The organism is Hymenobacter sp. BT559, assembly GCF_017571525.1.
Lineage (GTDB): Bacteria > Bacteroidota > Bacteroidia > Cytophagales > Hymenobacteraceae > Hymenobacter > Hymenobacter ginsengisoli.
In genome coordinates, this window is sequence record NZ_JAGETY010000015.1 from 39,074 (window position 1) to 65,292 (window position 26,219).

Genomic DNA, 26,219 nt, shown 5'->3' on the forward strand with positions numbered 1-26,219 from the left:
CCGACCTGACGTGCTACTGCCCGGCCGCGCCGCTGCCCAGCGAAACGCTGACCCTGGAAGCCAACCAGCACTTCACGGTGCTGCGCGACGGCAAGGTCGATGCCGCCGGCACGTACGCCTTTAGCACCAGGGCCACTTGTGGCGGCACGGGTAGTTTGCCGCTGCTGGTGTTTACCAACACGGCCACTAGCATGCTGCTCAGTCCGGCCACTTATTCACTGAACAACGGCACGCTCGTCATCGACCACGGCGGGCCGTGCGATGCGCCCGTCAAGACCTATCGCCGGGTGCAGTAGCCAGGGCCCTATAGACCCGGCCCTAGGTTTACGGGCCCGTCGATGGGCCGGCCGTTGAGCACCTGCGTTTGCTGCCGAATGCTTTCGATGTGAATAAGCTTGTAGAGCTCACCCACAAATTTTTCGTCGATATTCAGCTTTTTGCCCCACTCGGGGCGGGTTTTGAAGATTTCCTGCCAGCGCTCCAGCTGCAAAATCTTCACGTTGTTCTCCTTCTTATACTCGGCCAGTTCCTGAATGAGGGCCATGCGCCGGGCCAGCATCTCCAGGATTTCGTGGTCGGCCGTGTCCATTTTCTGGCGCAGCTCCTCGGCCTTGTTGCGGTAGTCGACGTTGTCGCTGGAGCGGTAGCGGTATTTCAGCTCGCTCAATATTTCCTGCAAGCGGGCGGGCGTCACCTGCTGGGCGGCGTCGCTGAGCGCGTGGTCGGGGTCGGGGTGCGTCTCGATGATGAGGCCATCGTAGTCGAGGTCGAGTGCCTTTTGGGCAATGGGCAGTAGCAAGTCGCGCGAGCCCCCGATGTGGCTAGGGTCATTAATAAGCGGCAGCTCCGGAAAGCGCGTTTTCAGCTCAATCGGAATGGCCCAGGTGGGCGCGTTGCGGTAGCGTGAGGGCGCAAACGTGCTGAATCCCCGGTGAATAGCCGCCAGGTCGCGGATGCCGGCCCGCTCCAGCCGTTCCAGCGCGCCCACCCACAACGCCAAGTCGGGGTTGACGGGGTTTTTCACCATCACGGGCTTGCCGGTGCCGGCCAGGGCGTCGGCCAATTCCTGCACCGCAAAGGGGTTGACGGTGGTGCGCGCCCCAATCCAGAGCACGTCGATGTCATGCTTCAGCGCATCTTCCACGTGCTTGGGCGTGGCTACCTCAATGGCCATGGGCAGGCCGGTTTCCTGGCGGGCAGCTTGCAGCCAGGGCAGGGCGGCCGAGCCCCGGCCTTCAAAGCCGCCGGGCTTGGTACGGGGCTTCCAGATGCCAGCGCGGTACATATCAGCCTGGCCGGCCGCCTTGAGGGCGCGGGCCACGGTGAGCACCTGTTCTTCCGATTCGGCCGAGCAGGGGCCGGCGATGATGAGGGGTTGGCCCTTCTGGGCTAGCCGACGGGTAAAGTAGGTGTCGGCGGCGGTAGTAGTTTCCATTCAAAAAATAGCAGCGGCTCTGTTAGCCGGCGCGCGGTAGCTCATGCAGGCCCCGCCCCGCTGGGCGAGCACCCGTACGAAAGCCTAAAAGTAACCCGGCCGGGGCAAATAGGGTTTTCGCTAGGGGGCGTACCTTCGTATACCTGCACTACCCTACCCCACTCCCTCTCACCCGCCTTGCTTTTTTACCATGCCCGCTAATCCTGCCGTGCCCGCGCCGCCCGTGGCCCCTATCTCCTTCGAAGACACCCGGATTGCCTTCGAATCGAAATCTGATGCTGACCTGCGCAAGATGTACGCCCTGTTTGCGGCCATGAACAACGGCAGCCTGGTAAAAGCCGGCGGTGGGCTGATGCAGTCAGCCCTGAAATTTAATTTTCCGGGCACCAAGTTTCTCATCAAGCACAGCATCTTCCGGCAGTTTTGCGGCGGCGAAACCATCGAGGAATGCAAGCCGGTGATTGCCGAGCTGGGCCGCTACCACATCGGCACTATTCTCGACTACTCGGTGGAGGGCACCGGCAACGACCGCAGCTTCGACCGCACCCGCGACGAAATCCTGGCTACTATTGCCTTGGCGGCCACCACGCCCAACATTCCGTTCTCCGTTTTTAAAGTAACGGGCCTCATGCCCACCGTATTGCTCGAAAAAGTACAGGCCGGGGCTGCGCTCACGCCCGATGAGCAAGCCACCTTCGAGCGGGGCCGCCAGCGCCTTGATGCGCTGTGCGCCAGCGCGCATCAGCACGGCGTGCGCCTCTTTGTGGATGCCGAGGAAAGCTGGTTTCAGCAAACCATCGACGACCTGGCCGAAGACATGATGCGCCGCTACAACCAGGAGCGCGCCATTGTGTGGAACACCTACCAGCTCTACCGCCACGACCGGCTCGATGCCCTAAAGGCGGCCCACGACCGCGCTGTGCAGGGCGGTTACTATCTGGGGGTGAAGCTGGTACGCGGCGCTTACATGGAAAAGGAAGCCCGGGTGGCCCAGCAGCGCGGCTACCAGAATCCTATCAACCCCAGCAAGCAGGCCACCGACGACCTATATAATGAAAGCCTGCGCTACTGCGTGCAGCACGTTGACCGCATCAGCCTGTGCGCCGGCACCCACAACGAGACCAGCTCCCTGCTGCTCACGCACTTAATGCAGCAAGCGGGGCTAGCCCCCCAGGATGAGCGCGTGTGGTTTGCCCAGCTCTACGGCATGAGCGACAACCTGAGCTATAACCTGGCCCACGCCGGCTACCACACCGCCAAGTATGTGCCCTACGGCCCCGTAGAGGCCGTGATGCCTTACCTGCTGCGGCGTGCCAACGAGAACACGGCCATCGCGGGCCAGAGCAGCCGCGAGTTTCTGCTGATTCAGAAAGAATTGCGCCGCCGTCAGGGCCGCTAGCCCCCTAGTAGCAGCCAGCCAGGCAAATACTGGATTTTTACGGGCTAGCCGCTGCTTTTTGCAACGTAGGCCTGATTTTTGGTATCTTCTTCCGGCTTATTTGCAGGCTCGGCCCACAAGTGCTTGCCTACTAGCTGACAATTATTGCCGCGTTTTTTCTTTCACCCCCAGCTAACGCATTGGCCCGGCTGGTTGGTGCTAGCGTAAGGCCATTCGTCTTCTTCCATGATTAACCGTCTTCGTCACTACCTCATCCGCTATGCCCGGCAGCAGGCCGGCACGGTCAGCTACCTCACGCTGGTGCACGAGTCCGAACTAGGTCTGAACTTGGATATCTCGCACGAAAAATCGCGGCTCAATGAGATGCTGGCCGAAATCTCTACCGAGGAATATGCGGCCGGCCGGCCCCTATTAAGTAGCCTTGTGCGGGTGCAAGGCTCTAAGGGACAAGGCGATAATTTCTACAAGCTATGCGAGCGCCTGGGCATGGGCGAATGGCGCAGCCTGAAGCAGGATGAAAATTTTCTGAAGGGTTTAATAAAAGAATGCCGGGAGTTTTGGCAGCAGGAAGCTAACTACGAGCAGTACGCACTCAATACTGCCACCAGCTAACAGCATATTTATCAACATTATAAATCATTTTAAAGCCTTGGCCAGCGCCAAGGCTTTTTTACTTGCCGGCCGCGGCCGGCTGGCTGGCCGTCGGTGGCACTTCGCAACCCCCGCTTCGTTCACCCCGTTTAGAACCTCGGAAGCCGGACGATAGTCCTGGCGCTTATTACTCACCCCACCCCTTTTCCGATGAACACCAACGATGCAAACAACCCGATGAATTCTGGTACCGGCGCTGGCGCCAACTATGGTACCAGCAACACCGGCACTGGCCTCGGCAATAGCGGCACTACCAGCAACGAAAGCACCAGCTACAACGCTGGCACCGACTACAGCAGCGCCACTGGCGGCAGCACTTCTTCGGACGCTAACACTTTAGATTCTACTTCTACTAGCCCCATGTCAACGACTTCGCCCACCACCCCGACCAATTCGACCGATTCTACCTCGCGTCCTGGCGATGACTATTCGGCTACCCAAAAGGGCGGCGAAATTGCCGGTGATGCCGGTGCCGCTGTAGGCCGTGGCATCGATGCAGTACAGAACACCGCTTCGCGCGCTGGCCACGCTGTAGAGGATGCCGCTACCGGCACCCGCGACAGCTACGATGGCGACTACTCAAAAAATAATACCACTACCAACTCGATGGGTACAGACTCTTCGCGCCCCGGCGATGACTACTCGGCTACCGCTAAAGGTGCCGCAGTAGCTGGCACGGCTGGTGCCGCTGTAGGCCGTGGCATTGATGCAGTACAGAACACGGCCTCGCGTGCCGGCCACGCTGTAGAGGATGCCGCTACCGGCACCCGCGATAGCTACGATGGTGATTACACCCACACGAGCGGCATTTTCCGCGACCGCAGTAGCGCTGAGAAAGCTTACCAGTCGCTGCACGAGCGCGGCTACGGCAAAGACGACGTGAACCTAATGATGTCGGATGAAACCCGCAAGACGCACTTTGGTGACAACACTGCTCACACTGACCTTGGCGACAAAGCCATGGAAGGTGCTGGCGTGGGCTCGGCCATCGGTGGCACGGCTGGCGCTATCATTGGTGCTATCGCCGCCATTGGTACGTCGGTAGCCCTGCCGGGCCTTGGCCTTATCATTGCTGGCCCGCTGGCCGCTGCCCTAGCTGGTGCCGGTGCCGGTGGCCTCACGGGTGGCCTGGTAGGCGCCCTTGTAGGCTCGGGTATCCCCGAGGAGCACGCTGCTGAGTACGAAGAAGGCATTAAGAACGGCGGTATTGTAATGGGCGTGAAGCCCCGCAACGCCGAGGATGCCAAGTATTTTGAAGAGCAGTTCCGCAACAACAACGCTGATAAAGTTTACCGCTACTAAGCAGTCTTGCTTTTAGCTTTCAAAAAGCCTCTCCCAGCCGGGAGAGGCTTTTTTGTGGCTGCTCCTCAGTGGCTAGCCCACCTATCTGCACTATCCCTTGCAACATCTGGGCAGAATGCCTGTCTGTGGAGTACTTGCCGCCAGCCTTTGGTGTGCAGCCTGCGCTCCCTTCCCACCCGGCCCTAGCCAGCGCACACTTCCTAATGAATTATTAGTGAAGCAGTTGGCAAGATAGTTAATATGCCTCATGGTGCAACTATTCCTGCGAAATGCAGTTTTTAGTGCATAATTCGGGCGTGCGCTACAGAATTTATTGGTCGAACAAGTAGCTGGGCAACTGCCTGAGAAGAGCTTATGTGGATAGTACGGTTGGCCTTGGCGCGGCCCTACACCTTCGTGGTGATGGCGCTGCTTATTCTAATTGGGGGCGTGCTGACAATTCAGCGCATGGCGGTCGATATTTTCCCCAACATTCCGATTCCGGTGGTGGGCATTGTCTGGACCTACGCAGGCATCTCGCCCGAGGAGATGAACCAGCGCGTGGTGATACCCGTGGAGCGGGCTATCACCACTACGGTGAGCGACGTGGAGCACCAGGAAAGCCAGAGCCTGAAGGGCATCGGTCTCATCAAGGTATTCTTTCAGCCGGGGGCTAGCCCCGATGCGGGCGTGGCGCAGCTCACGGCTATTACCCAAACGCTGCTGCGGGTGCTGCCGCCCGGCATTACGCCCCCGCTCATTATTCGCTATTCGGCTTCTAATGTGCCGATTGCGCAAACCTCGCTCTCGTCTGAGACGCTCGGCGAGTCCGATTTGTTTGACGCGGCCAATGCGTTCATCCGGCCGGGCCTGGCGGTGGTGCCGGGCGCCTCCGTGCTGCTGCCCAACGGCGGCAAGCCCAAGCAGGTGATGGTAGACCTCGACCCGCAGAAGCTGGCCGGCAAGGGCCTCAGCGCCAATGATGTAGTAAACGCCCTCACGACCCAGAACCTGACCGTGCCCGCTGGCTCGGCCAAAATTGGCAACCGCGAGTACGACGTAAAGCTGAACTCCAGCCCCGAGGCCATCGCCACGCTCAACGACCTGCCCATTCAAACCAAGAACGGCGTCACGACTTACATCCGCGATGTGGCGTTTGTGCACGAGGGCGCGGCGGTGCAAACCAATATTGTGCGCCAGAACGGCCGCCGCACCGCCATCATTCCTATTCTAAAAAGCGGGGCCGCGTCGACCCTAGCCATCATCGACAACATCAAGAAAACGCTGCCGAATATTCAGGCCAATGCGCCGCCGGCGCTGAATATCAAGCTGTTGTTTGACCAGTCGTTTTTCGTGCGGGCCAGCATCAAGGGCGTTATTATCGAGGCCAGCATCGCGGCGGCCCTCACGGCGCTCATGATACTACTGTTTCTGGGCTCGTGGCGCTCTACGCTCATCATTGCCGTCAGCATTCCGCTTTCTATCCTGGTCAGCATTATCGTGATGAATATTCTGGGCCAGACCCTGAATATCATGACCTTGGGTGGCCTCTCGCTGGCCGTGGGCATCCTGGTAGACGATGCCACGGTGGAAATCGAGAACATTCACCGCAACATGGGCCAGAAGAAGGGCCTGAAGCGCAGCATCCTGGACGGCGCGCAGCAGATTGCGACGCCGGCGCTCGTGGCCACGCTGGCCATTTGCATTGTGTTTGTGCCGGTGTTTTTCCTGGGTGGCGTGGCTTCGGCCATTTTTGCCCCCCTAGCCACGGCTGTGATTTTTGCCATGCTGGCCTCGTACATCCTCAGCCGGACGCTGGTGCCGACGCTGGTGATGTATCTGCTGCGCAAGGAGTTGCCCATCTACCACGCTCAGGAGGAAGAAGATGTACCGAGCGCGCACTTCCGCAACGGCCGTGCCGTGACGCAGATAGAGCGCGACCTGGCGCGCCTGCACCACCAGCAGTTTGAGAAGGAGCACCCCAGCGGTACGCCCGAGGAAGAAGCCGAAACGCCCATCACCGACGCCGAGCGCCGGGCCAGCGAAGGCATCAAGCAAAGCTGGGTGTGGCGCATTCACGAGGGCTTTGAGCATGGGTTTGAGAAGTTTAGGGCCAGCTACACCTCGGCGCTCGACTGGGCCCTGGCCCACCGCCCGATGGTGATAACGGCCTTTGTGGTGCTATTCGTGGGTTCGCTGGGCCTTTACCCGTTCATCGGCCAAAACTTCTTCCCCACCGTAGATGCCGGGCAGCTGCGCCTGCACGTGCGGGTGCCCACCGGCACGCGCGTCGAGGAAACCGAGCTTCGCTTCCGGCAGGTAGAGGGCGTTATCCGGCAGGTTATTCCGGCCCGGGAGCTGGACCTGGTGCTCGCCAACATTGGCCTGCCGGTAGTGCCCATCAACCTGCTGCTGAGCGACAACCCCACCATCGGGGCTGGCGACGGCGAGATACTGGTAAGCATGAAGGAGGACCACGGGCCAACGGCCGCGTACATCGAGCGCCTGCGCCACGAAATTCACCGGCAGTTTCCCGACCTCATCATCTTCTTCCAGCCGGCCGATATCGTCAATCAGACCTTGAACTTCGGCCTGCCCGCGCCCATCGATATTCAGGTGACGGGCCGCGACAAAGCAGCCAATCAGCGCATTGCCGGCGAGCTCAAGAAGAAAATAAGCAAGGTGCAAGGCGTGGTCGATGCCTTTATCTACCAGGCCTTTGACCAGCCGCAGCTGCGCCTCGACATCGACCGCGTGCGGGCCCAGCAGGCGGGCCTGGCCCAGCGCGACATCGCCAACAACGTGCTCGTGAACCTGAGCAGCAGCACCCAAACCAACCCCAACCAGTGGCTGAACACCCAAACGGGCGTCAACTACACGGTAGCGGTGCAAACACCCCCTAGCCAACTCGGCAGCATCAACGAGCTGGGCAATATCACCGTGACGGGCCCCGGCCAGCCGGTGCCGCAGCTGCTCACCAACTTTGCCCAGCTGCGCCGCACCGAAACCACGGCCGTGGCCTCCGATTATAATATTCAGCGCACCGTAGACCTCTACTCGAGCGTGAGCGGGCGCGACCTGGGTGGCGTGAGCAAGGACGTGCGCCGCATCATTGCCGAGGCCGAAAAACACCTGCCCAAGGGCACGACCATTGTGCTGCGCGGCCAGGCCGAGTCAATGCGCACCTCGTTTATCGGGCTCGGGCTCGGGGTGGCCGGCGCTATCCTGCTGGTGTACTTGCTGATGGCCGTAAATTTCCAAAGCTGGCTCGACCCGCTTATCATCATCACGGCCCTGCCGGGGGCCCTAGCGGGCATCTTGTGGATGCTGTTTGTGACCCAAACCACGCTAAGCGTGCCAGCCCTGATGGGCGCCATTATGTGCATCGGCGTGGCCACGGCCAACTCGATTCTGCTCGTCACCTTCGCCAACGAGCGCCGCGAAGAAGAGCCCGACCTGAGCCCGCGCGACGCGGCCCTCGACGCCGGCTTCACCCGCCTGCGCCCGGTACTGATGACTGCCTTAGCCATGATTATCGGCCTGTTGCCGATGTCGCTGGGCATGGGCGAAGGCGGCGAGCAAAACGCCCCGCTCGGCCGCGCCGTGATTGGCGGGCTGATGCTGGCCACGGTTACCACGCTGTTTTTTGTGCCCATCATGTTCTCTTACCTCAAAAAGAAAGAGGAAGCACCAGCCGAAGCTGAGCCACAAGCGCAGGCGGCCTAACTCTATTAGCTAAAATACCGCCTAGCATTGCGCGCCCCCGCGAAGCAATGACAACGCCGGGTTAGCGACTTGCTCCCGTTTACAATACTTTATGTCAACCGAAGAAAAAACTGGCGGCACCGGCCGCTTCTGGCTGGTTATTCTCATCTTGCTTCTGGTATTTGGGGGCTTATTTCTGGTGGGGTTTCTGCCGCGCCTGCACCATAAAAAAGAGTTGGACGACGAAGCCCAACAGCAAAACACCGCCAAGCCCGTAGTGACCGTGCTGCCCGCCAAGGCCGCGCCCGACACCACCACCGTGACGCTGCCCGCCGACCTGCGCTCGAACCACGAAACGTTTGCCTTCGCCCGTGTCAATGGCTTTGTGCAAAGCTGGACGGCCGATATCGGCCAGCGCGTGCACCGGGGCCAGGTGCTAGCCACCATCGCCACGCCCGAAATCGACCAGCAGATTGCCCAGGCCCAGGCCAACCTCAGCCTGGCCCAAAGCTCGTACAACCGCCTCACCAGCGTCAGCTTGCCGGGCGCTATCTCCAAGCAGGAGCTTGACGCGGGCAAGGCGCAGTATGCGGCTCAGCAGGCGGTGGTGCGGCAGCTGCAGGCCCAGCGTGGCTTTCGCCAGGTAGTGGCGCCCTTTAATGGCGTTGTGACGCAGCGGAATGTGGAAGTCGGCACCCTCGTGACGGGCGGCAATGCCACCGGCACGCAGCTCTTCAAGATTGAGCAGACCGACACGCTGCGCGCTTTTGTGGATGTGCCCCAAAACTTCGTGCCCGGCATCCGGCGCGGCCTGCGGGCCGATGTGCTGGTGCCCGAGTTTCCCAATCAGCCCTTCGAAGGCCGGGTGGCCCGCGACGCGGCTTCGCTCGACGACCAGACCCGGACGCTGCGCACCGAAGTAGTACTGCCCAACCGGGGTGGTCAGCGCCAGCTGCGCGCCGGGGTATATGCTCAGGTGCGTTTCCGGCTGCCCCAAACCTCACCCAGCGTGCTCATCTCGGCCAATGCGCTGGTGCCGGGCATCGACCCCAAAGTGGCGGTGGTGCAGGATGGTAAAATCCACTTTCAGCCCCTCACGCTAGGCCGCGATTTTGGCTCGACCATCGAAGTAACCAAGGGCCTGCGAGGCGGTGAGCTGCTCGTCATCAACCCCGCCGAAACGCTGACCGAGGGCCTGGCCGTGGACACCAAGGCCGCCCCCAAACCCAGCAAGCCCGCCGGGCCGCCGCCCGCCAAGCCTCGCCCCAACGACCCCGATGCCCCGCGCGTGTCGTCGCCGGTAGCGAAGTAATTAGCGGCTTGGTAGTTCGTCCAGAATCACTTGTCATTGCTTCGCAGGCTCGCAATGACAGGCGACTTTTATTAATAGCGAAAGTTAGAATGCGTATTTCTGTTGCGTTGCTAGGCCTGGCACTGGGCGGCTGTGCCGTGAGCCACTATACTTATAACCCGCCCGCCGTGCCGGTGCCCACGGCGTATAAGAACACGGCGCCCGTCGATTCACTGGGCCGGGGCCGGGCCGAGGTGCCCGCGCCGGTAGCGGCTGATACGGCCCGGCCCCGCCAGCTTGCCCAGGCTCCTGCCCTACCTGCCTGGTGGGCGATATTCAACGACACGACCCTCACGCGCCTCGAAACCCAGGCCGCTAGCCTCAACTTTACGACCCGGGCGGCGGTGGTCCGCATCGACCAGGCCCGGGCGCAGCTGCGCGTGGCCGAGGCCCTGCGCGCGCCAGTGGTGGCGCTAGCCCCCTCGGTGTATAATACCCAGCTCTCGGCCCTGCGGCCGGTGCAGTCGTCGGTGATTCCGGCAGTGGCAGTGCAGCAAAATCAGTTTTATGTGCCGCTGAATGTCAATTACGAAGTAGACCTGTGGGGCCGGCTGCGGCGCGGGGCGCAAGCCGCCCGCGCCACCGAGCAGGCCAGCGAGGCCGACGAGCAAGCCGTGCGCCTCTCGGTGTCGGGCGATGTGGGCAATGCCTATTTCAGCCTGCGCGGCCTCGATGCCGAGCTGCTGGTGCTCGACAGCGCCCGCCAGGCCCGGCGCTACAACGTGCAGCTCACCAACGCCCGCTTTCAGGCGGGCGTCGATAACGAAATCGGGGTGCGCCGTGCCCAGACCGAGCTTGCTACTGTGGAGGCCAGCGCCATTGAGCTGCGCCGCCAGCGCGCCGGGCTGGTGGCCTCGCTGGCCACGCTTACGGGCAAGCCGGCCAGCAGCTTTGTGCTGCCCTCGCTAGCCCCCGATTCGGTGAGTTACCAGAGCGCCCTGCCCCTGGCCGACCACGCCCCGGCGCCCGCTAGCGCGGTGCCGCCGCTGCTGGTACCGCTGCCCAGCATTCCGGCCACGCTGCCGGCTAGCCTGCTGGCGCGCCGCCCCGACCTGCGCCGCCAGGAGCGCCTGCTGTCGGCCGCCGACCTGCGCGCCGACCAGGCCCGCCTCAACCGCCTGCCCACGCTGCTGCTCAACGGCTTCATCGGGCCGCAGGCCAAGAGCCTTGGCGAGCTGCCCAAGGTCGGCAATGCCCTCACCTACTACGTGGGCGGCGGTGTTAATATTCCGCTTTTTGACGGTGGGCGCCTGCGCGGGGCCGAGCAGCTGGCCCGCGCCCAGGGCCGCGAGCAGGAAGCCAACTACCAAGGCGCCGCCCTCACCGCTTACCAGGAAGTCGAAACGGCCCTGGCCAACGTGCGCGCCGCCGAAGCCCAGCTAGCCGCCCAGCAACGCGCCCTCACGGCCGCCCGCCTGGCCGGCCGCCTCACCCTGGAGCGCTACCGCCGGGGCCTCAGCGACTACTTTGCCGTGGTCGATGCCGACCGCCAAACCCTCGATGCGGCGCGCCTCGTGGTGCAAACCCAAACCACCCAACTGCGCGCCGCTGTGGCGCTGGTGCGGGCGCTGGGCGGCGGCTGGCAGCAATAGTGTTGGTACATGACTGCTGGCTTGTATGTTTGCGCTAGCCTCATCAATTCACCACTTTATGGCAGCGCGCAACATCATTTCCTGGGTTCTGCAAGTCCTCATCGGGCTGGCCTTTATCTTCTCGGGCGGCAATAAACTGCTGCACCTGACCGATACGGTCGATATGTTTGCCAAGCTGGGAATGCCGGCATTTGTTACGTACCTGGTGGCGGGTGGCGAGCTACTGGGCGGTATTGGGCTGCTGCTGCCGCGCTTTGTGCGGCCCGCGGCGCTAGGGCTTATTATCATCATGATAGGGGCCGTATTCATTCACGCGACCAAAATACCGGGCGGGCTGCTCCCCAAAGGCTTGCCGGCGCTGGGTCTTTTGCTGGGCCTGGTGATTATTCTGCTGCTTCGGCGGCCGGTGCTGGCCCGGTTGGCCTAGCGCACCGCAACATCTGGCGCCATTGGCGCTTTAGGTATTTAGTATCGCCGGGTTGGTAGCCCGGCGCTTTTTTTATGCAACTACTGTATTCTTATCTCCGGCGCTATTGGCCGCTGCTGGTGCTGGCCTTGGTATTAGCCGCTGTCAATCAGGTCTTTTCGCTACTTGACCCCTACCTGTTTCGGCGGCTGGTCGACCACTTTGTGCCCCGCACCGGCTCGGTGAGCGGCCTGATAAACGTTCCTTTCTGGCCCTTTTTCTGGCAGGCCATTCCCTATATCGGCGCCATGCTGGGCGTGGCGATGGTGAGTCGCATCGCCAAAAACTTCCAGGATTATTACGTCAACGTCATCACCCAGCGGCTAGGGGCACGCATGTACTCCGACGGCCTGCGCCACTCGCTCGACCTGCCCTACCAAGTGTTTGAGGACCAGCGCTCGGGCGAAACCCTGGGCAAGCTCCAGAAGGTGCGCATCGACGTCGAGAAGCTTATTCAAAGCTTTGTCAACGTGCTGTTTACGGCCGTGGTGGGCATCATTTTCGTGATGTGGTACGCCATCACGGTGTACTGGCCTATTGCCATTGGCTATTTCCTTACCATTCCGCTGCTGGGTATTCTGAGCTTTGCGCTCAGCAAGCGCATCAAGGTCATCCAGAAGACCATTGTGGGCGAAACCACGGCCCTGGCTGGCTCTACCACCGAGAGCCTGCGCAACATCGAGCTCATCAAAAGCCTGGGGCTAGCTCAGCAGGAAACCGAGCGACTGAATGGCATCACGGCCAAAATCCTGAAGCTGGAGCTGCGCAAGGTGCGCTACCTGCGCTCGCTGTCCTTTATTCAGGGCACGTTCGTGAATTTATTACGCAACATCATCATCTTGATGCTCTTGTACTTGCGGGTGCAAAACCACATCAGCCTGGGTGAGTTCTTCTCGTTCTTTATCTACTCGTTCTCCATTTTCGGGCCGCTGCAGGAGCTGGGTACCATCATCGGAACTTACCGCGAAACGCAGATTTCGCTGGGCAATTTCCAGACGATTCTCGACACGCCGCGCGACGTGAAGCCAGCTCACCCGCAGGCCGTGGGCCGCATCCAGCGCCTTGGCTTCGAGCACGTTACGTTTAAGCACCTTACCGCTCCGGCCCCGGCGCTATCGGATATCTCATTTGAGGTGAAGGTGGGCGAAACCATCGCCTTCGTGGGGCCTAGCGGCTCGGGCAAAACCACGCTCGTGAAGCTGCTGGTGGGCCTGTACCCCCCGCTGGTAGGCGAGATATTATACAACGGCATCCCGAGCAAAGATGTGGACCTCGACGTGCTGCGCGAGCAAATTGGCTTCGTAACCCAGGACACGCAGCTTTTCGCCGGCACCATCCGCGAAAACCTGCGCTTTGTGGCCCCCGAAGCCACCGACGAGGAGTGCCTACGCGCCTTGCACCAAGCCGCCGCCGACACCCTGCTGGCCCGCGCCCCCAAGGGCCTCGACACGGTGCTCGGCGAGGGCGGCGTGAAGGTGAGCGGCGGCGAAAAGCAGCGCCTCAGCATTGCCAGGGCCCTGCTGCGCCACCCCACCCTGCTGGTGTTCGACGAAGCCACCTCGGCCCTCGACTCGCTTACGGAGGAAGAAATCGGCCGCACGGTGCGCGAGCTCTCGGGCTCGCGCCAGCACATTACGGTGCTCATTGCCCACCGCCTGAGCACGATTTTGCACGCCGACCGCATTTTCGTGCTCGAGCGCGGCAAGGTGGCCGAAGCCGGCCGCCACGAGGAGCTGCTGGCGCAAAAAGGGCTGTACTACGCCATGTGGCGCCAGCAGATTGGCGAGCGCAAGGAAGTGGCGGTGGCGTAAATAGCGTTTCGTTCGAGTGGGCGGACCCCGCCCACTCGAACAAGCCCCCGCCGACACCCAGGCCCTGGAGCAGCGCCACCTCCGCCGCCGTGACCGCCCTCTACGGCCTCACGGCGGCGGAGGTGGCGCTGCTGGGCTAGCGGAGTAGGCGGCGGGGATAGGAAGCCGTCAATTAAAAATGAACGTCATGCTGCGCTTGTCGTTCATTTTAAACTTAGTAATTAATACCCCACGCTAGTTATCGCCAATCAGCATCTGCGCGCCGTTGCCCTTGCCCATGATGATGACCTTGGCGTTGGGCGAGGTGGCAATGGCCTGCTGGGCCTTGATGCTTTCGTACTGCAAGAGCTTGTCGCTCAGCTCGGTGTTCACAATGCGCTGGTAGTCGGCAATGCCCTGGGCCTCGACGCGCTTGCGCTCGGCTTCCTGCTTTTCCTTCTGCACCACAAACTGCATTTTCTGGGCGTCCTGCTCGGCCGAAATCTTGCTTTCGATGCTGCGCTTCACTGACTCGGGCAGCTGGATGTTGCGAATCAGGAGCTGGTCGAGCTGCAGGCCGTTGGTGCGAAAATCCTTTTCGATGGCCGCCAGAATGCGGGTCTGAAACTCCTCGCGCCGCGTCGAGTACAGCGCCACCGCGTCGTAGTACACGGCATTGTCGCGGATGCGGGTGCGGGCAATGGCGCGCACTATTTTATCCTGGTAGTCTTCGCCGATAGTGGAGAGAATTTTGGGTGCCTGGCTGGGCACCACGTGGTAGAGCACGGTGAGGTCAATCACGACCTCGAGCCCATCGGCCGAGAGCACCCGAATGGCGTCGTCGCCGGCCTGCTGCCCCTCGGTGCGCACCGCCGACATGGTGTAGTTCTGGGTGCGGGTGTCGAAGCGCGTCACGTCGACGAGTGGGTTTACCACGCTCAGGCCTGGCGCCAGCACCCGGGGCTGCACCTGGCCAAACAGCGTTTGCACGCCCACCTGCCCCACCCCTACCTGCACGATGGTGCTAAAAGCCAGCCCTAGCAGCAGCATGCCGCCTCCCAGGGCCAGGAGCCCGCCGCGCCAGTGCCCTAGGTTTTCGGAGTAGCGGTTGGCATTCAGGCCAAGGATGAGCACAATAAACCCTAAGAAAATGAGCAACATGGCAGGGAGAAATAAAGATTTGCGCAGAAGAAAGAACGTCAGGCAGACCACAGGGACGCATCTTGTCCGCATCGCTGGGTTTAGTACCCCTAGCGGAGTGAGCGAGAGGCTTCGCTGCGCGCTGCGCGACGTGCTGTTGTGGTCAGAAGTGCTTGAAATAAAACTGGGAGCCCGCAACCAAGCATCACTCGGGCTACCCATTGCATTAAAGGTACGGGGCGCCTTTCCGTTCAGCTTTTATCGCCGTTTTCAGGTAGGCATTACAGCTGATTATTCGCGTTAGCCGCAACTTTTCGCGTGCTTCAGCCGAATGAAGGGGTCATGCATTTTACCGTCATTACCCCCACCCACCAGCGGCGTGCGCTGCTGCCCGAAACCATTGCCAGCGTGCGAGCCAGCATTTCGGCCCCGCTCGATTTCTCGTTTGAGCACCTGCTATACCAGAATGGCCCCGACGACGGCACCGCCGCCGTGCTCACCGAGGCTGCCGCCCAGCCCTACCCGCCCCTGCGCCACTGGGCCCACCCTAGCCCCAAGCGCCCCGGCTTTGCGCGCAACGAGCTGAGCCAGCACACGCCCGCCGACGCCTGGGTGGTGCCCCTCGACGACGACGACCTGCTGCTGCAGCGCACCCTCTACCACTACGCCGCCCAGATTGAAGCCAACCCCGGCCAGCCCTGGTTCGTGGCCGATTTCCTGCGCGTCGACGAGCAGGCCCGCTACCTGCCCAATGAGGATTACTACGCCTGGAAGTTTGACTCGCCTACGGCCATGCTCACGGCTATTTTTCGGGCCGAGCATTTCATCCAGGGCAACGTGTGCTACAGCAAGGCCCTGCTCGACCAGGTAGGCGGCTACGACCCCGAGCTGGCCATGGCCGAAGACCTGGACCTGTACGTGCGCTTTTTGCTGGCCGGGCACCTGCCCGTGGTGTGCCCGCACTACAGCCACCTGCACCGCTTCCACTCGGCCAACGTGAGCCAGGGCGTGGACGCGGCCAAGCACAACGCCGACCTACGTGTCATTTATGATAAGTACGCCAAGCAGTTGCAGGCGCTAGGTATCGCGGCGCCGGGGGCCTAGCCCGAGCCATGGCGACAGTGAATTTAGCCGTGTTCATCGGGTAGCGGCCTGGGTTGAACGAGGCACTGAACCAGCGAAAGAAGGGACGAAGGACATTTGAGGACTTATGCGCCAGAACCCCTTCTCTCACTGCCTCCCACCCGCCAGCTCTGCCACCGCCCTGGGCGGTGTACCGGCCCGAACCACCATCGAGTACGTGCTGGATATAGCCTGCCCAATAGCCAAGCTGCGCGATTTTATGACCGATACCCAGCAGTGGCTGCCCTGGACTATGCCCACGCTGGAGTCGGTGCAGCCGCTGCCATTCGGCCAGTGGCTGCTGCGCACCTCGCGCAAGCTGCTCAAGCTGCGCCTCTGCCCCGTCACGAGCCCCGACGAGCTGCTGTATGAGCTGGTAGTGCCTGGCCGCGGCGGCTGCCAGGCGCAGGTGCGCATAGGCGCCACGCTCCGCGGCTGCCAGCTCAGCCTCACGCTTCGCAAGCATCAGCAGTTGCCCCTGCCGGCCTTTACGACTACCGCGCGCCACGCGCTGAGCGGCCTGCACACCCTAAAGCTGGTGCTGGAGCAAGATTAGCCCGCGCAAGCCGCTAGCCCAGCCTCTTGACAATAAGCCCAAACGGCTCTTAGGTATACCTGAGAGCCGTTTTTGCGTAAGCGCTTTATCATTCCTTCATGTATGCGCTTACCTGTTCTCGCTGTTCTGTCTTTCTGCTGGCTGGCCCTCACTACGGCCGCCGCCCAAACTGCTCCGCCAGCCCACACGGTTTTTTTACTCGGCAACACGGCCCAGGGCAACTTGCCCACCGCCCGCCTGCAACAGCTACGCCAAGTGCTGGAACAGCAAAAAAAGCCCTTCACGGTGGTGCACCTGGGTGATATAGTGGGCAACGAGGGCCTAGCCCCGAAGAAAGACTCGGCGCTGTCGGAGCAGGAAAAAAACCGCGCCGATGCCTTTATCAACCTAGTAAAAGGCCTGCCGCTAGGCAAAATCTTCTTCGTGCCCGGCGACAAGGACTGGGCCAACTCGGGCCGCCAGGGCCTGAAAGCTGTGCGCCGGCTAGAGAAGTATATTGAGAAGCAGCTGCCCGGCCAGAATGCCTTCGTGCCTACCAACGGCTGCCCCGGCCCCGAGGTGGTTGACGTGGCCCCGCTGGTACGCCTCGTGGCCCTGAACACGCCCTGGTTTACGCACCCCTACGACCGCCCCGAAGCGCCCGATACCGACTGCAAAACGCTGACCAAAGAGGAGTTTCGCGAGCAGCTGCAGGATATTATCGACGACACCAAGGGCAAAAACCTGCTGCTGGTGGGCCACCACCCGGTGGTGACCAACGGCGTGTATGGCGGCCACGAGCCGCTGAGCCGCCACCTGGCCCCGCCCGTGCTAGGCACCATTTACGCCGCCTACCGCCAAAACGTAGGCTCGCCGCGCGACCTGGCTAGCCCCGGCTACCAGGAGCTGCGCAAGGAGCTGCTCAGCAATACCTTGCGTACCAACCCCGGCGTGGTGTACGCCGCCGCGCACGACTACTCGCTGCAGCTCACGCCCTTTCAGGGTAGCTACCACCTGGTAGCCGGCAGCTTTGCCCAGAGCCAGCACGTGGGGGCTAGCAGCTCCTCGCTCTACAATAAAAACAAAGACGGCTACGCCGTGCTCGACTACTACGCCGATGGCACGGTGAAAAACCGCTTCTTCACCTTTGGTGAGGCTAGCCAGCCAGCCAAGGAAGCTTACGCGGGCACGCTGTTTCGCTCGCCCTGCGCCAGCGGCACCGACGCCGGTGTGCCTGTCAATTCCTTTATTACCGAGTGCCCCGGCGTATCCAAAACGCCCGCCGAGCAAAACCAGAGGTCGGCGCAAGCCAAGCCTGAGGCTCCCTTTCAGGAGTTCACGACCGTGGTGCCCGGCCCCGAGTACAAGGCCGGGGCTACCAAGCGCTTCTTTATCGGGCCGCTGTACCGCAGCTCGTGGCTAGCCCCGGTGAAGGTCAAAACCCTGGACCTGAACACCGAAAAGGGCGGCTTGCGGCCCTTCGGCCGCGGCGGCGGACGCCAGACCACCTCGCTCAAGCTCATCGCGGCCGACAGCTCGGAGTACGTGTTTCGCTCGGTGGATAAGGACGTAACCGGCATCTTGCCGCCCGAGCTACAGCGCTCGTTCGTGTCGGATATTCTTAAGGACATCACGGCCACGGCCAACCCGTATTCGGGCCTGCCTATCAGCGCGCTGCTCGACCACACCGACATCCTGCACGCCCGGCCGCGCCTGTTTCGGCTGCCCGACAACAGCCAGCTAGGCCCCTACCGCCAGGACTACGCCGGCCTGCTAGGAACCCTGGAGGACCGCCCCACCGACCCCAAGCCCAACCTGGCGGGCTTTGGCAAGGCCGATGAGGTGACGCGCTCGTTCAGCTTTTTCCGCAAGCTGTATAAAGACCACAACAACCGCGTCGATGCCCCCGCGCTAGCCCGTGCCCGCGCCTTCGATATGCTCGTGGCCGACTTTGGCAAGCACGAAGACAACTGGAAATGGGCCGGCTACGACCAGGGCAAGGGCCAGGGCAGCGTGTACCGCCCCATTCCGCGCGACCGCGACCAGGCCTTTACCAAGTGGAACGGCCTGCTCACCTACCTGGCCAACCGCGAGTGGGCCGTGCCCAGCATCGAGGACTTCGGCAACGAGTTTCACGACATGAAGAGCCTGAACTGGCCCGCCCGCCACCTCGACCGCTTCCTGCTGCAAAGCCTGACGCGGAAAGATTGGCAGGATGCCGCCCAGTACCTGCAAACCCAGCTTACGCCCGCCGTGATAGACGAGGCCACGGCCACGCTGCCGGCTGAGATACAAGGGCTTTCGGGGCAGGAAATCAACCGCAAGCTCAAAGCCCGCATTCAGGAATTGCCGAAAGCCATCGACCGCTACTACCTGCTGCTGGCTAGCCGCGTCGACGTGGTAGGCTCGAATAAGGCCGAGATTTTCCGGGTCGAGCGCCTGGCCAGCGGCCGGGTACGCGTGCAGGAGTTTGACCGCAAAGGCGACACCCAGGAGCCTAGCGGCGCGGCGCTGTTCGACCGCACGTTTGAGCCTGGCGAAACGCAGGAAATTGACCTCTACGGCCTCGATGGCCAGGACATTTTCCAAGTGACCGGCGACGGCGGCGCGCACAGCATTTTGGTGCGCGTGATTGGCGGTGCGGGCAAAGACAACATCAGCGACGATTCGCGGGCTAGCGGGCTGCGCACGCTCACCAAGGTGTATGACACGCCTGGCACCGACCTCACGGCCGGCCCCGAAACCGACGACCACCGCAGCGTGAGCCGCTACGTGAACGAGTATGACCGCGAGGCGTTTGAGTTTAACAGCTACGCGCCGCGGGCCGGCCTGTTTTACAACCGCAACGACGGCTTTGGGCTGAGCCTGGGCGTGGGCTTTGTGCGCCAGGGCTTCCGCAAGCCGGGCTACAAAAACCGCTACGACTTCGACCTGCAGGCCTCCACGGGCGGGCAGCTTCAGCTCACGGCGGCCAGCCGGCACCGCTATGCTATTGGTAAAGTAGACCTTGGGGCGGAGGCTAGCTACGGCAATTTTTTTCCGTTTTACAACTACTTCGGCATTGGAAATTACACCCAGATTAGCCAGGATTTGTACGACGTGAAGTACTACCGCGCCCGCTACCGGGGCTTCACGGTGAAGGCATTTGGGGAACGCGTGTTCTGGCAGCGCAGCGTGTTCCGCTTTGGGCCTAGCTACGAATACTACAACACGGACTACACCCTCGACAGCCAGCTGGGCTATGAGTTGCGCAATACGTCGCAAGATGGCCAACGCGCCAATGCGGCCGACCAGCGCCTGCTAGGCCTGAATGCGCTGCTCGACATCGACCTGCGCAACCGGAAAGTGTTTGCCCAACGCGGGGTGCGGCTGGTAGTGCGCCACGACTCGTACCAACAGCTTACGGGCGACAAGCGCAACTTTGGCCTCACCCAGGCCTCGGCCGAATACCTGGGCACGGCCCGGATTGGCATTCCGATTACGCTAGCCCTAAAAGGGGGTGGTGCTAAAAACTACGGCCCCGATTGGGCCATTCCGTTCTATAAACTTGCCAGCCTGGGGCTAGCCGAAAACCTGCGTGGCTACTACCGCAACCGCTTTACGGGCGACGCCAGCCTGTACTATAATTCCGAATTGCGCTTTGCGCTGGGCCAGAGCAAGAACCACTTTCTGCCCTTCTACTACGGCGTGTTTGGTTTCTTCGACCAGGGCCGGGTGTACTATAAGGGCGGCTCGCCGGGCGGCTGGCACACGGGCTACGGCGGCGGTTTCTACATTGCCCCGGTGGTCGAAACGCTGGCTTTCTCCATCTCCTACCAGGTATCGGAAGAAAACAGCCTCGTGCAGTTTGGGCTAGGCTTCCGCATCGACAAATAAGGCTAGCCAAGACCAGCGGCCCGGCCGATACTACTGAGCCGCTGGTCGATAGTTTGCGGAACTTGTGCGCGCGCCGTTGAACCTTTGCGGAGTCCCAAAGTCTTAGTGAAATTGCTTTGCTATGGCTACCTTAGCCGAGCGGCTGACTTTCGCAACTATTTGGCTCACGTGTACTTTACCCTTTCACAAGCAATGAAGTGCCGTGTGAGCGCGCTAGCGGCGCTGTGCTTGCTGGCTCGTGGCGGCCTGGCCCAAACGGCGCTGCCGGCCCCGCTTACCACTCCGGCGCTCGACCAGCCCGCCGTTGGCCCGCCGCCCACGGCACTTGTGCCCGCATCGCGCCCCGCCGTGCGCGACGTGGCCGACGTGGCCCACGACCTGTTTGCCCAGCTGGCCCGCGTGCATACGCACGACTCGCTAGGCCTGCAAAACGGGCGTCATATGCTGCTGCTGGTGCCCGTGGTCGGCTACTCGCAGCAAACCGGTGCCGTGGTAGAGCTCGCCCTCAATGCGGCCTTTCAGCGCCACAATGCCAACGTATCGACCATTGTGGGCACGGCCCAGTACACGGCCCGCGAGCAGCTCATTTTCACGGTCACGTCGTCGCTCTGGCAGCCTAACAATACTTGGAACCTGGTGAACGACTGGCGCATTATGCGCTATCCGCAAAGCACTTACGGCCTGGGGATGTTTACGAGCACCACCGGCGGCGTGGTGTCGATGGACTACAAGTACCTGCGCCTCTACCAAACGGCCTACCGGCGCGTGGCCCCGGCCTGGTACCTGGGCTTCGGCTATCAGCTCGACGACCACTGGGACATCGTGAGCCGCAATAGCCGCCGCGAGGTCACCAGCATTTCGCGCTACACCTACGGCGTGTCGGACCGCTCTATTTCGTCGGGCCCGACCATCAGCGTGCTGCACGACAACCGGGGCAATGCTATCAACCCGCAGGGTGGCTATTTCTTCAACGCCATCTACCGCCCCAATTTCAAGGCGCTCGGCAGCGATACCAACTACCAAACGCTGCTGCTCGAAGGCCGCCTCTACCTGCACCCCTCGCCCTACTCGTCTAATATTCTGGCCTTGTGGTCGTATAACACCTTTACGCTCAATGGCAACCCGCCTTTTCTCGACCTGCCCTCCACTGGCTGGGATATGTATGGCAACACTGGCCGGGGCTTCATCCAGGGCCGGTTTCGGGGCAAGAATCTCGTCTATAGCGAGGCCGAGTACCGCTTCGGCATCACCCGCAACCACCTGCTAGGGGGCGTGGTCTTCGCCAATGCCCAAAGCGTCACCGAGCTGAGCGTGATGCACGGCCGGGTGCAGGATGGCACCTTTGAAAAAGTAGTGCCGTCCGTGGGCGGTGGCCTGCGCCTCAACCTCAACAAAGCTTCGCGCACCAACCTGGCTATCGACTACGGCTTCGGCTTCGACGGCTCGCACGGCCTCTCGCTGAACCTGGGCGAAGTATTTTAAGCCAGCTGGCTTTGGCTGAAGACGCGCTATATTTTGCTGGTTCATTTTTCGCTAGCCCCATGCCGCCCACGCCTTCCGACGTCCTCCGCTACCAGTCGCCCTGCGGGCAAATTCAACTCGAGGTGCAGCTCGCCTACAATACCGTGTGGCCAAGACGAGCGAGCTATTTGGTGCTACTAAACAGAACGTTAGCTTGCACATTCGCAATTTATTCAAGGAACAAGAATTAGCTGAAAAAGCAGTTGTCAAGAAATCTTTGACAACTGCCACCGACGGTAAAGCTTACCCCTGGGTGACTAGGCCCGCGCCCTTAATGTGCTCGAACAATACGACCACCAGCGCCTGCGCGTAGCGAAAGACATCGTGGCGCCAGCTGCCGGGCCAATTTTGAGCCGGCGTATGAGAGCGCCATGCCAGCCCTCAATGCGCTGCGTGTGCAGTTTGGGCGCGAGAAAGACCGGTCGTTGGAAAGCTCAGTGCGTACCATCTACCAAAGCCTTGGCGGGCAAGATATGTACCCTAACGTGGCCTCTACCACCGCGACGGCTCGCGCCGCATTGCCGACAACGCGCTGGTAGCCCTTACGCTGCTCATTGCCGAGAGCCGCCCCGAAAACAAAGACGTAATGGCAACCCTGGTCGTCAACCTGATTAACGGCGAAAATTAGGCCCCTAGCGTAAGCTGCTCGCCCTACCTTTGCCCGATGGAGTATCAGCTGACCAAGCTCGCGGCCATCGATATTGGCTCCAACGCCGTGCGCTGCCAGATTTCGGCGGTGTTGTTTTTTCAGGGCCGCTACCGCCTCAAGCGCGTTGAGTACGTGCGCTACCCGCTGCGCCTGGGCGAAGACGTATTTGCCACCGGCGAAATAGCGCCGCGCAAGGCCGATAAGTTCGTCAAGTTTCTACACTCGCTCAAGCTGTTGATGGAGGTACACGAAGTGTCGCACCACCTCATCTGTGCCACCTCGGCCATGCGCACGGCCCGCAACGGCGCGGCCGTGGCCCAGCGCGTGCAAGACGAGCTGGGCCTCACGATTCAAGTAATCGACGGCCAGGACGAAGCTGCCTACATCAACCGCGTTATCGAGCACGTGCTCGAAGACAACCGCCACTATGTGCACATCGACGTGGGCGGCGGCAGCACCGAGTTCAACATCTACCATGACCGCCGCAAGGTGGCCGCGCAATCGTTCGAAATCGGCTCCATCCGCCGGATGCAGCAGGAGGAAAGCGGCCGCACCGTGGAAGAAATGAACGGCCTGTGGCAGCGCATGGAAGCCTGGGTGCGCGAAAACGCACGCCGCTACCACGTCACGCGCGCCATCGGCACGGGCGGCAACATCAACAAGATTTACAGCATGTCGCCGGCCGCGCCCAACAAGCCCGTCACCAAGCGCAGCGTGCAGGCCATCCTCGACCGCCTCAGCGGCCTCAGCATGAGCGAGCGCGTAAACGTGGCCATGCTCAACCCCGACCGCGCCGACGTGATTGTACCGGCCGGCCACATCTACCTCTCGGCCATGGACTGGGCCGGCGTAAGCAGCATGATAGTGCCCGATATCGGTCTGAAAGACGGTATGTTGCAGGCGCTGTTCGAGCGGTATTTCGACGAAATAAGCCCCAACGTGCACCCTGCCATCCTGCCGGTGGCCGATGTAGAAAATGGGCCTCTGGTGTAGTCTGTCTGAACCACGGATTGGTCGGATTTTTCGGATTAATCGGATTTTGTGGACGGATTTAATTCGTCTTTTATAAAGAGAAAAGGCCGCCCGTAAGGGTGGCCTTTTTGCTGGCTAGTTATACGCAGCTCATCCACAAAATCCGATTAATCCGAAAAATCCGACCAATCCGTGGTTCAGACAACATCGGTCGCGATATCGGCTTCGTGTTCTATTTCGACTTCCATCAGGGCTTCGCCCTGGCCAAAGTCGTCGGCACCTTCCTCTACCTCGGGTGCAACGGAGGTGGCTTCGGCTGCTTCGGCCTCGGCGGCTAGCTGGCGGCGCTTGGCAGTTTGGTCGTGCAGCAGGGCTAGCAGGCCCTCGGGCGTGGCCTGTGCCAGCTGGGTTTCGTCGGGGCGGCGGTAAAACTCGCGGTGAATATTGACCGCCGGCTCGCCGGGCGCCGGGCGCTGGCAGATGTAGGCGCCGTCTTCGCGCATGAGGTAGCTATTCTGGGTATCGAGCAGGTTGAGCTGCAAGATGTTGATAGCCTCGCGGCGCAGCTGGGGGTTGGTAATCAAAAACAGCGCCTCGATGCGACGGTCGAAGGAGCGCACCATGGCATCGGCCGAGCCCGCGTAGAGGCGTGCCTCGCCGCCATGGTGGAAGTAGAACAGGCGGGCGTGCTCCAGGTACTCGCCCACAATGCTCTTCACCTCAATGTTTTCGCTGAGGCCGGCCCGGCCCGGCCGCAGGCAGCAAATGCCCCGCACGATGAATCGGATGGGCACACCGGCCTTGCTAGCCTTGTAAAACTCGTCAATCAGCTCGCGGTCCTCCAAGGAGTTCATCTTCATCACGATGCCGCTGGCCAGGCCCTTCTTGGCATTCTTGGCCTCTTCGCGCACCAGGTGAATGAGCTGCTGGCGCATGTCGCGCGGGGCCGTGATGAGGTACTCGTAGTCGTCGGGCTGCGAGTGGCCGGTGATTACGTTGAAGAACTCCGACACGTCGTGGCCATACGTGTCGTTGGTGGTGAGCATGCTCAGGTCGGTGTACAGGCGCGAGGTTTGCTCGTTGTAGTTGCCTGAGCCGATGTGCACGTAGCGCGTCACCTTCTCCCCTTCCTTGCGGATAATCATCAGCATCTTGGTGTGGGTCTTATACTTACCCACGCCGTAGATGACGAAACAGCCGGCTTTTTCGAGCCGCGCGCCCTCCCGAATGTTACGCTCTTCATCAAAGCGCGCTTTCACCTCAAACAGCACCGATACGTGCTTGCCGTTTTCGGCGGCTTTGAGCAGCGCGGCCGTCACACGCGAGTCTTCGGCCAGGCGGTAAATTGTCTGCTTGATACCCAGCACCTGCGGGTCTTCGGCGGCGCGCTCCAGCAGGCGCACCACCGTTTCGATGCTGTTGTAGGGGTGGTGCAGCAGCACATCGTGGTGCTTGAGGTACTCAAACATGTTCTCCTCGGCGCCCTCGGGCAGGCTCTGCGGCTGCACCGGGGCCGGCAGCTTGGCGCCTTTGCCCCGGAAGCTCGGGTAGCGCAATATCTGGTTAAGCCCCTTTAAATCAAGCAGAATGGGAATAACGAAGATATTGCCGTTGTCAATATTCCAGCGCTCGCGCAAGATATTCATCAGGTAGGGCGAGGCGTCGGGCTCCACCTCCACGCGCACCACCCGGCCGCGCTTGCGCGTTTTGAGGCCGGTCTGGATTTCCTTGATAAAGTTGCTGTCGATGTCCTCCGATTCTTCCAGCGTAAAGTCGCCGTTGCGGGTGATGCGAAACAGGTCGGCCGACAAAATATCGACGTTGCGGAAAAGCTTGGGCAGGTTGGCGCGCACAATCTCCTCGATGGGCACAAACACCACCCGGTCTTTGCGCGTGATTTCGAAAAAGCGCGTCAGGTTTTGCGGAATCTGCACGAAGGTGAGGCGCTCCTGCCCCTTTTCCACGTCGGGCGCCGTGGGCAGCGGCACGGTATTGCTGTCCCCACCCTCCCGCGTCACCACTCCAAACGTGAGCACTTGGTTGATAATAAGCGGGAAGCCGTGGTACGAGTCGTAGACCATCGGCGTGAGCAGCGGAAAAACGGTGTTTTTGAAGTACCCTTCTACTTTTTTCAGCTCAATCTCAGTCAGCTCACTCACCCGCTTTATGCTGAAGCCGTTCTTCTCGAACTGCGGCTTGAGCTCATTTAAATACGTGAGCGACTGGTCGTTGACGAAGCGATGCGCAAAGTCAAGCAGCTTGCGCCGAAACGGCAATTCGCGCAAGCCCGAGTAATCGACGCGCTCCTTACCATAGTCGAGGTAATTATAGAGCGAGCCTACCCGAATCATAAAGAACTCATCGAGGTTCGAGCTGGTAATGCTCAAAAAGCGCAGCTTATCAAACAGCGAGCGGCTAGGGTCTTTGGCTTGGTCGAGCACCCGGTAATTAAAGCGCAGCCAGCTCAAATCACGGCTGATGTATTTGCTCTTGCGGATAAGGTCGGCGGACTTAAATAGCTTCATAAGGCACGGGGGTATCGGATTTAAGCGGATTTATCGGATTCAAAAACACCTCGCCTTAGGCGAACTGGCTCCTGAACCCGGCCAGACCGCGGCCGAATAAGCAAAATAACGGCGCGCGCCCGGCAGGCTAGCTAGCTTTTACAAAAGAATAACGCATAACCGGCCGAAAAAGACGTTTTTTGGCTTACGCATTTTTGCACGACAAGGCT

At 61.2% G+C, this 26,219-nt stretch carries 17 protein-coding genes; 14 read left to right on the top strand and 3 right to left on the bottom strand.

Annotated elements, in window-relative coordinates:
• The first annotated feature begins 77 nt into the window (after positions 1-77).
• On the top strand, positions 78-296 hold the full coding sequence (locus tag J4D99_RS18105) for a hypothetical protein (protein ID WP_208133152.1): 219 nt from the start codon (positions 78-80) through the stop codon (positions 294-296).
• 8 nt (positions 297-304) lie between these two features.
• On the opposite strand, the gene J4D99_RS18110 is transcribed toward J4D99_RS18105, so the two are convergent.
• Positions 305-1,435 carry a chorismate mutase gene (locus J4D99_RS18110; protein WP_208133153.1) on the bottom strand — a complete coding sequence of 377 codons (1,131 nt, stop codon included), beginning with the start codon at positions 1,433-1,435 and terminating at the stop codon, positions 305-307.
• 190 nt (positions 1,436-1,625) lie between these two features.
• Here J4D99_RS18110 and J4D99_RS18115 point away from each other — a divergent pair, with 190 nt between their 5' ends.
• The 8 genes from J4D99_RS18115 (at position 1,626) to J4D99_RS18150 (ending at position 13,691) form a co-directional block, all read left to right on the top strand.
• The gene (locus J4D99_RS18115) at positions 1,626-2,834 is read left to right on the top strand and encodes a proline dehydrogenase family protein (RefSeq protein ID WP_208133154.1); all 1,209 of its coding nucleotides are present in this window, start codon (positions 1,626-1,628) and stop codon (positions 2,832-2,834) included.
• Positions 2,835-3,059: 225 nt separating this feature from the next.
• Entirely contained in the window at positions 3,060-3,446 is a 387-nt protein-coding gene (locus tag J4D99_RS18120; protein WP_208133155.1) for a hypothetical protein, read from the top strand.
• A gap of 189 nt (positions 3,447-3,635) precedes the next feature.
• Positions 3,636-4,787, top strand: coding sequence for a hypothetical protein (locus J4D99_RS22245; RefSeq protein WP_345229248.1), 1,152 nt, complete (start codon positions 3,636-3,638; stop codon positions 4,785-4,787).
• A 354-nt stretch (positions 4,788-5,141) separates the two neighbouring features.
• Positions 5,142-8,492: an efflux RND transporter permease subunit gene (locus J4D99_RS18130; RefSeq protein WP_208133156.1), complete on the top strand. Its 3,351-nt coding sequence runs from the start codon at positions 5,142-5,144 to the stop codon at positions 8,490-8,492.
• A 91-nt stretch (positions 8,493-8,583) separates the two neighbouring features.
• Positions 8,584-9,783, top strand: a complete 1,200-nt coding sequence (locus J4D99_RS18135) for an efflux RND transporter periplasmic adaptor subunit (RefSeq protein ID WP_208133157.1) — start codon at positions 8,584-8,586, stop codon at positions 9,781-9,783.
• Between the two features lie 89 nt (positions 9,784-9,872).
• Positions 9,873-11,414 (top strand): efflux transporter outer membrane subunit, encoded by a 1,542-nt coding sequence (locus J4D99_RS18140; RefSeq protein ID WP_208133158.1) that lies wholly within the window; start codon positions 9,873-9,875, stop codon positions 11,412-11,414.
• 25 nt (positions 11,415-11,439) lie between these two features.
• Positions 11,440-11,841, top strand: a complete 402-nt coding sequence (locus J4D99_RS18145) for a DoxX family protein (RefSeq protein ID WP_208133159.1) — start codon at positions 11,440-11,442, stop codon at positions 11,839-11,841.
• Positions 11,842-11,915: 74 nt separating this feature from the next.
• Positions 11,916-13,691, top strand: coding sequence for an ABC transporter ATP-binding protein (locus J4D99_RS18150; protein ID WP_208133160.1), 1,776 nt, complete (start codon positions 11,916-11,918; stop codon positions 13,689-13,691).
• Positions 13,692-13,925: 234 nt separating this feature from the next.
• Here J4D99_RS18150 and J4D99_RS18155 read toward each other — a convergent pair whose 3' ends face one another.
• On the bottom strand, positions 13,926-14,831 hold the full coding sequence (locus J4D99_RS18155; protein WP_208133161.1) for a prohibitin family protein: 906 nt from the start codon (positions 14,829-14,831) through the stop codon (positions 13,926-13,928).
• 321 nt (positions 14,832-15,152) lie between these two features.
• Here J4D99_RS18155 and J4D99_RS18160 point away from each other — a divergent pair, with 321 nt between their 5' ends.
• From J4D99_RS18160 to J4D99_RS18180, 5 genes are all read left to right on the top strand, one after another.
• Positions 15,153-15,914, top strand: coding sequence for a glycosyltransferase family 2 protein (locus J4D99_RS18160; RefSeq protein ID WP_208133162.1), 762 nt, complete (start codon positions 15,153-15,155; stop codon positions 15,912-15,914).
• Positions 15,915-16,020: 106 nt separating this feature from the next.
• Complete coding sequence (locus J4D99_RS18165; protein ID WP_208133163.1) at positions 16,021-16,488, top strand: hypothetical protein; 468 nt, start codon at positions 16,021-16,023, stop codon at positions 16,486-16,488.
• Between the two features lie 102 nt (positions 16,489-16,590).
• Positions 16,591-20,343, top strand: coding sequence for a hypothetical protein (locus J4D99_RS18170; protein WP_208133164.1), 3,753 nt, complete (start codon positions 16,591-16,593; stop codon positions 20,341-20,343).
• 192 nt (positions 20,344-20,535) lie between these two features.
• Positions 20,536-21,825 carry a BamA/TamA family outer membrane protein gene (locus tag J4D99_RS18175; protein WP_208133165.1) on the top strand — a complete coding sequence of 430 codons (1,290 nt, stop codon included), beginning with the start codon at positions 20,536-20,538 and terminating at the stop codon, positions 21,823-21,825.
• A gap of 703 nt (positions 21,826-22,528) precedes the next feature.
• The gene (locus J4D99_RS18180; protein ID WP_208133166.1) at positions 22,529-23,506 is read left to right on the top strand and encodes a Ppx/GppA phosphatase family protein; all 978 of its coding nucleotides are present in this window, start codon (positions 22,529-22,531) and stop codon (positions 23,504-23,506) included.
• A gap of 176 nt (positions 23,507-23,682) precedes the next feature.
• On the opposite strand, the gene ppk1 is transcribed toward J4D99_RS18180, so the two are convergent.
• Positions 23,683-26,010 carry a polyphosphate kinase 1 gene (ppk1, locus tag J4D99_RS18185; RefSeq protein ID WP_236018734.1) on the bottom strand — a complete coding sequence of 776 codons (2,328 nt, stop codon included), beginning with the start codon at positions 26,008-26,010 and terminating at the stop codon, positions 23,683-23,685.
• Positions 26,011-26,219: the final 209 nt, after the last annotated feature.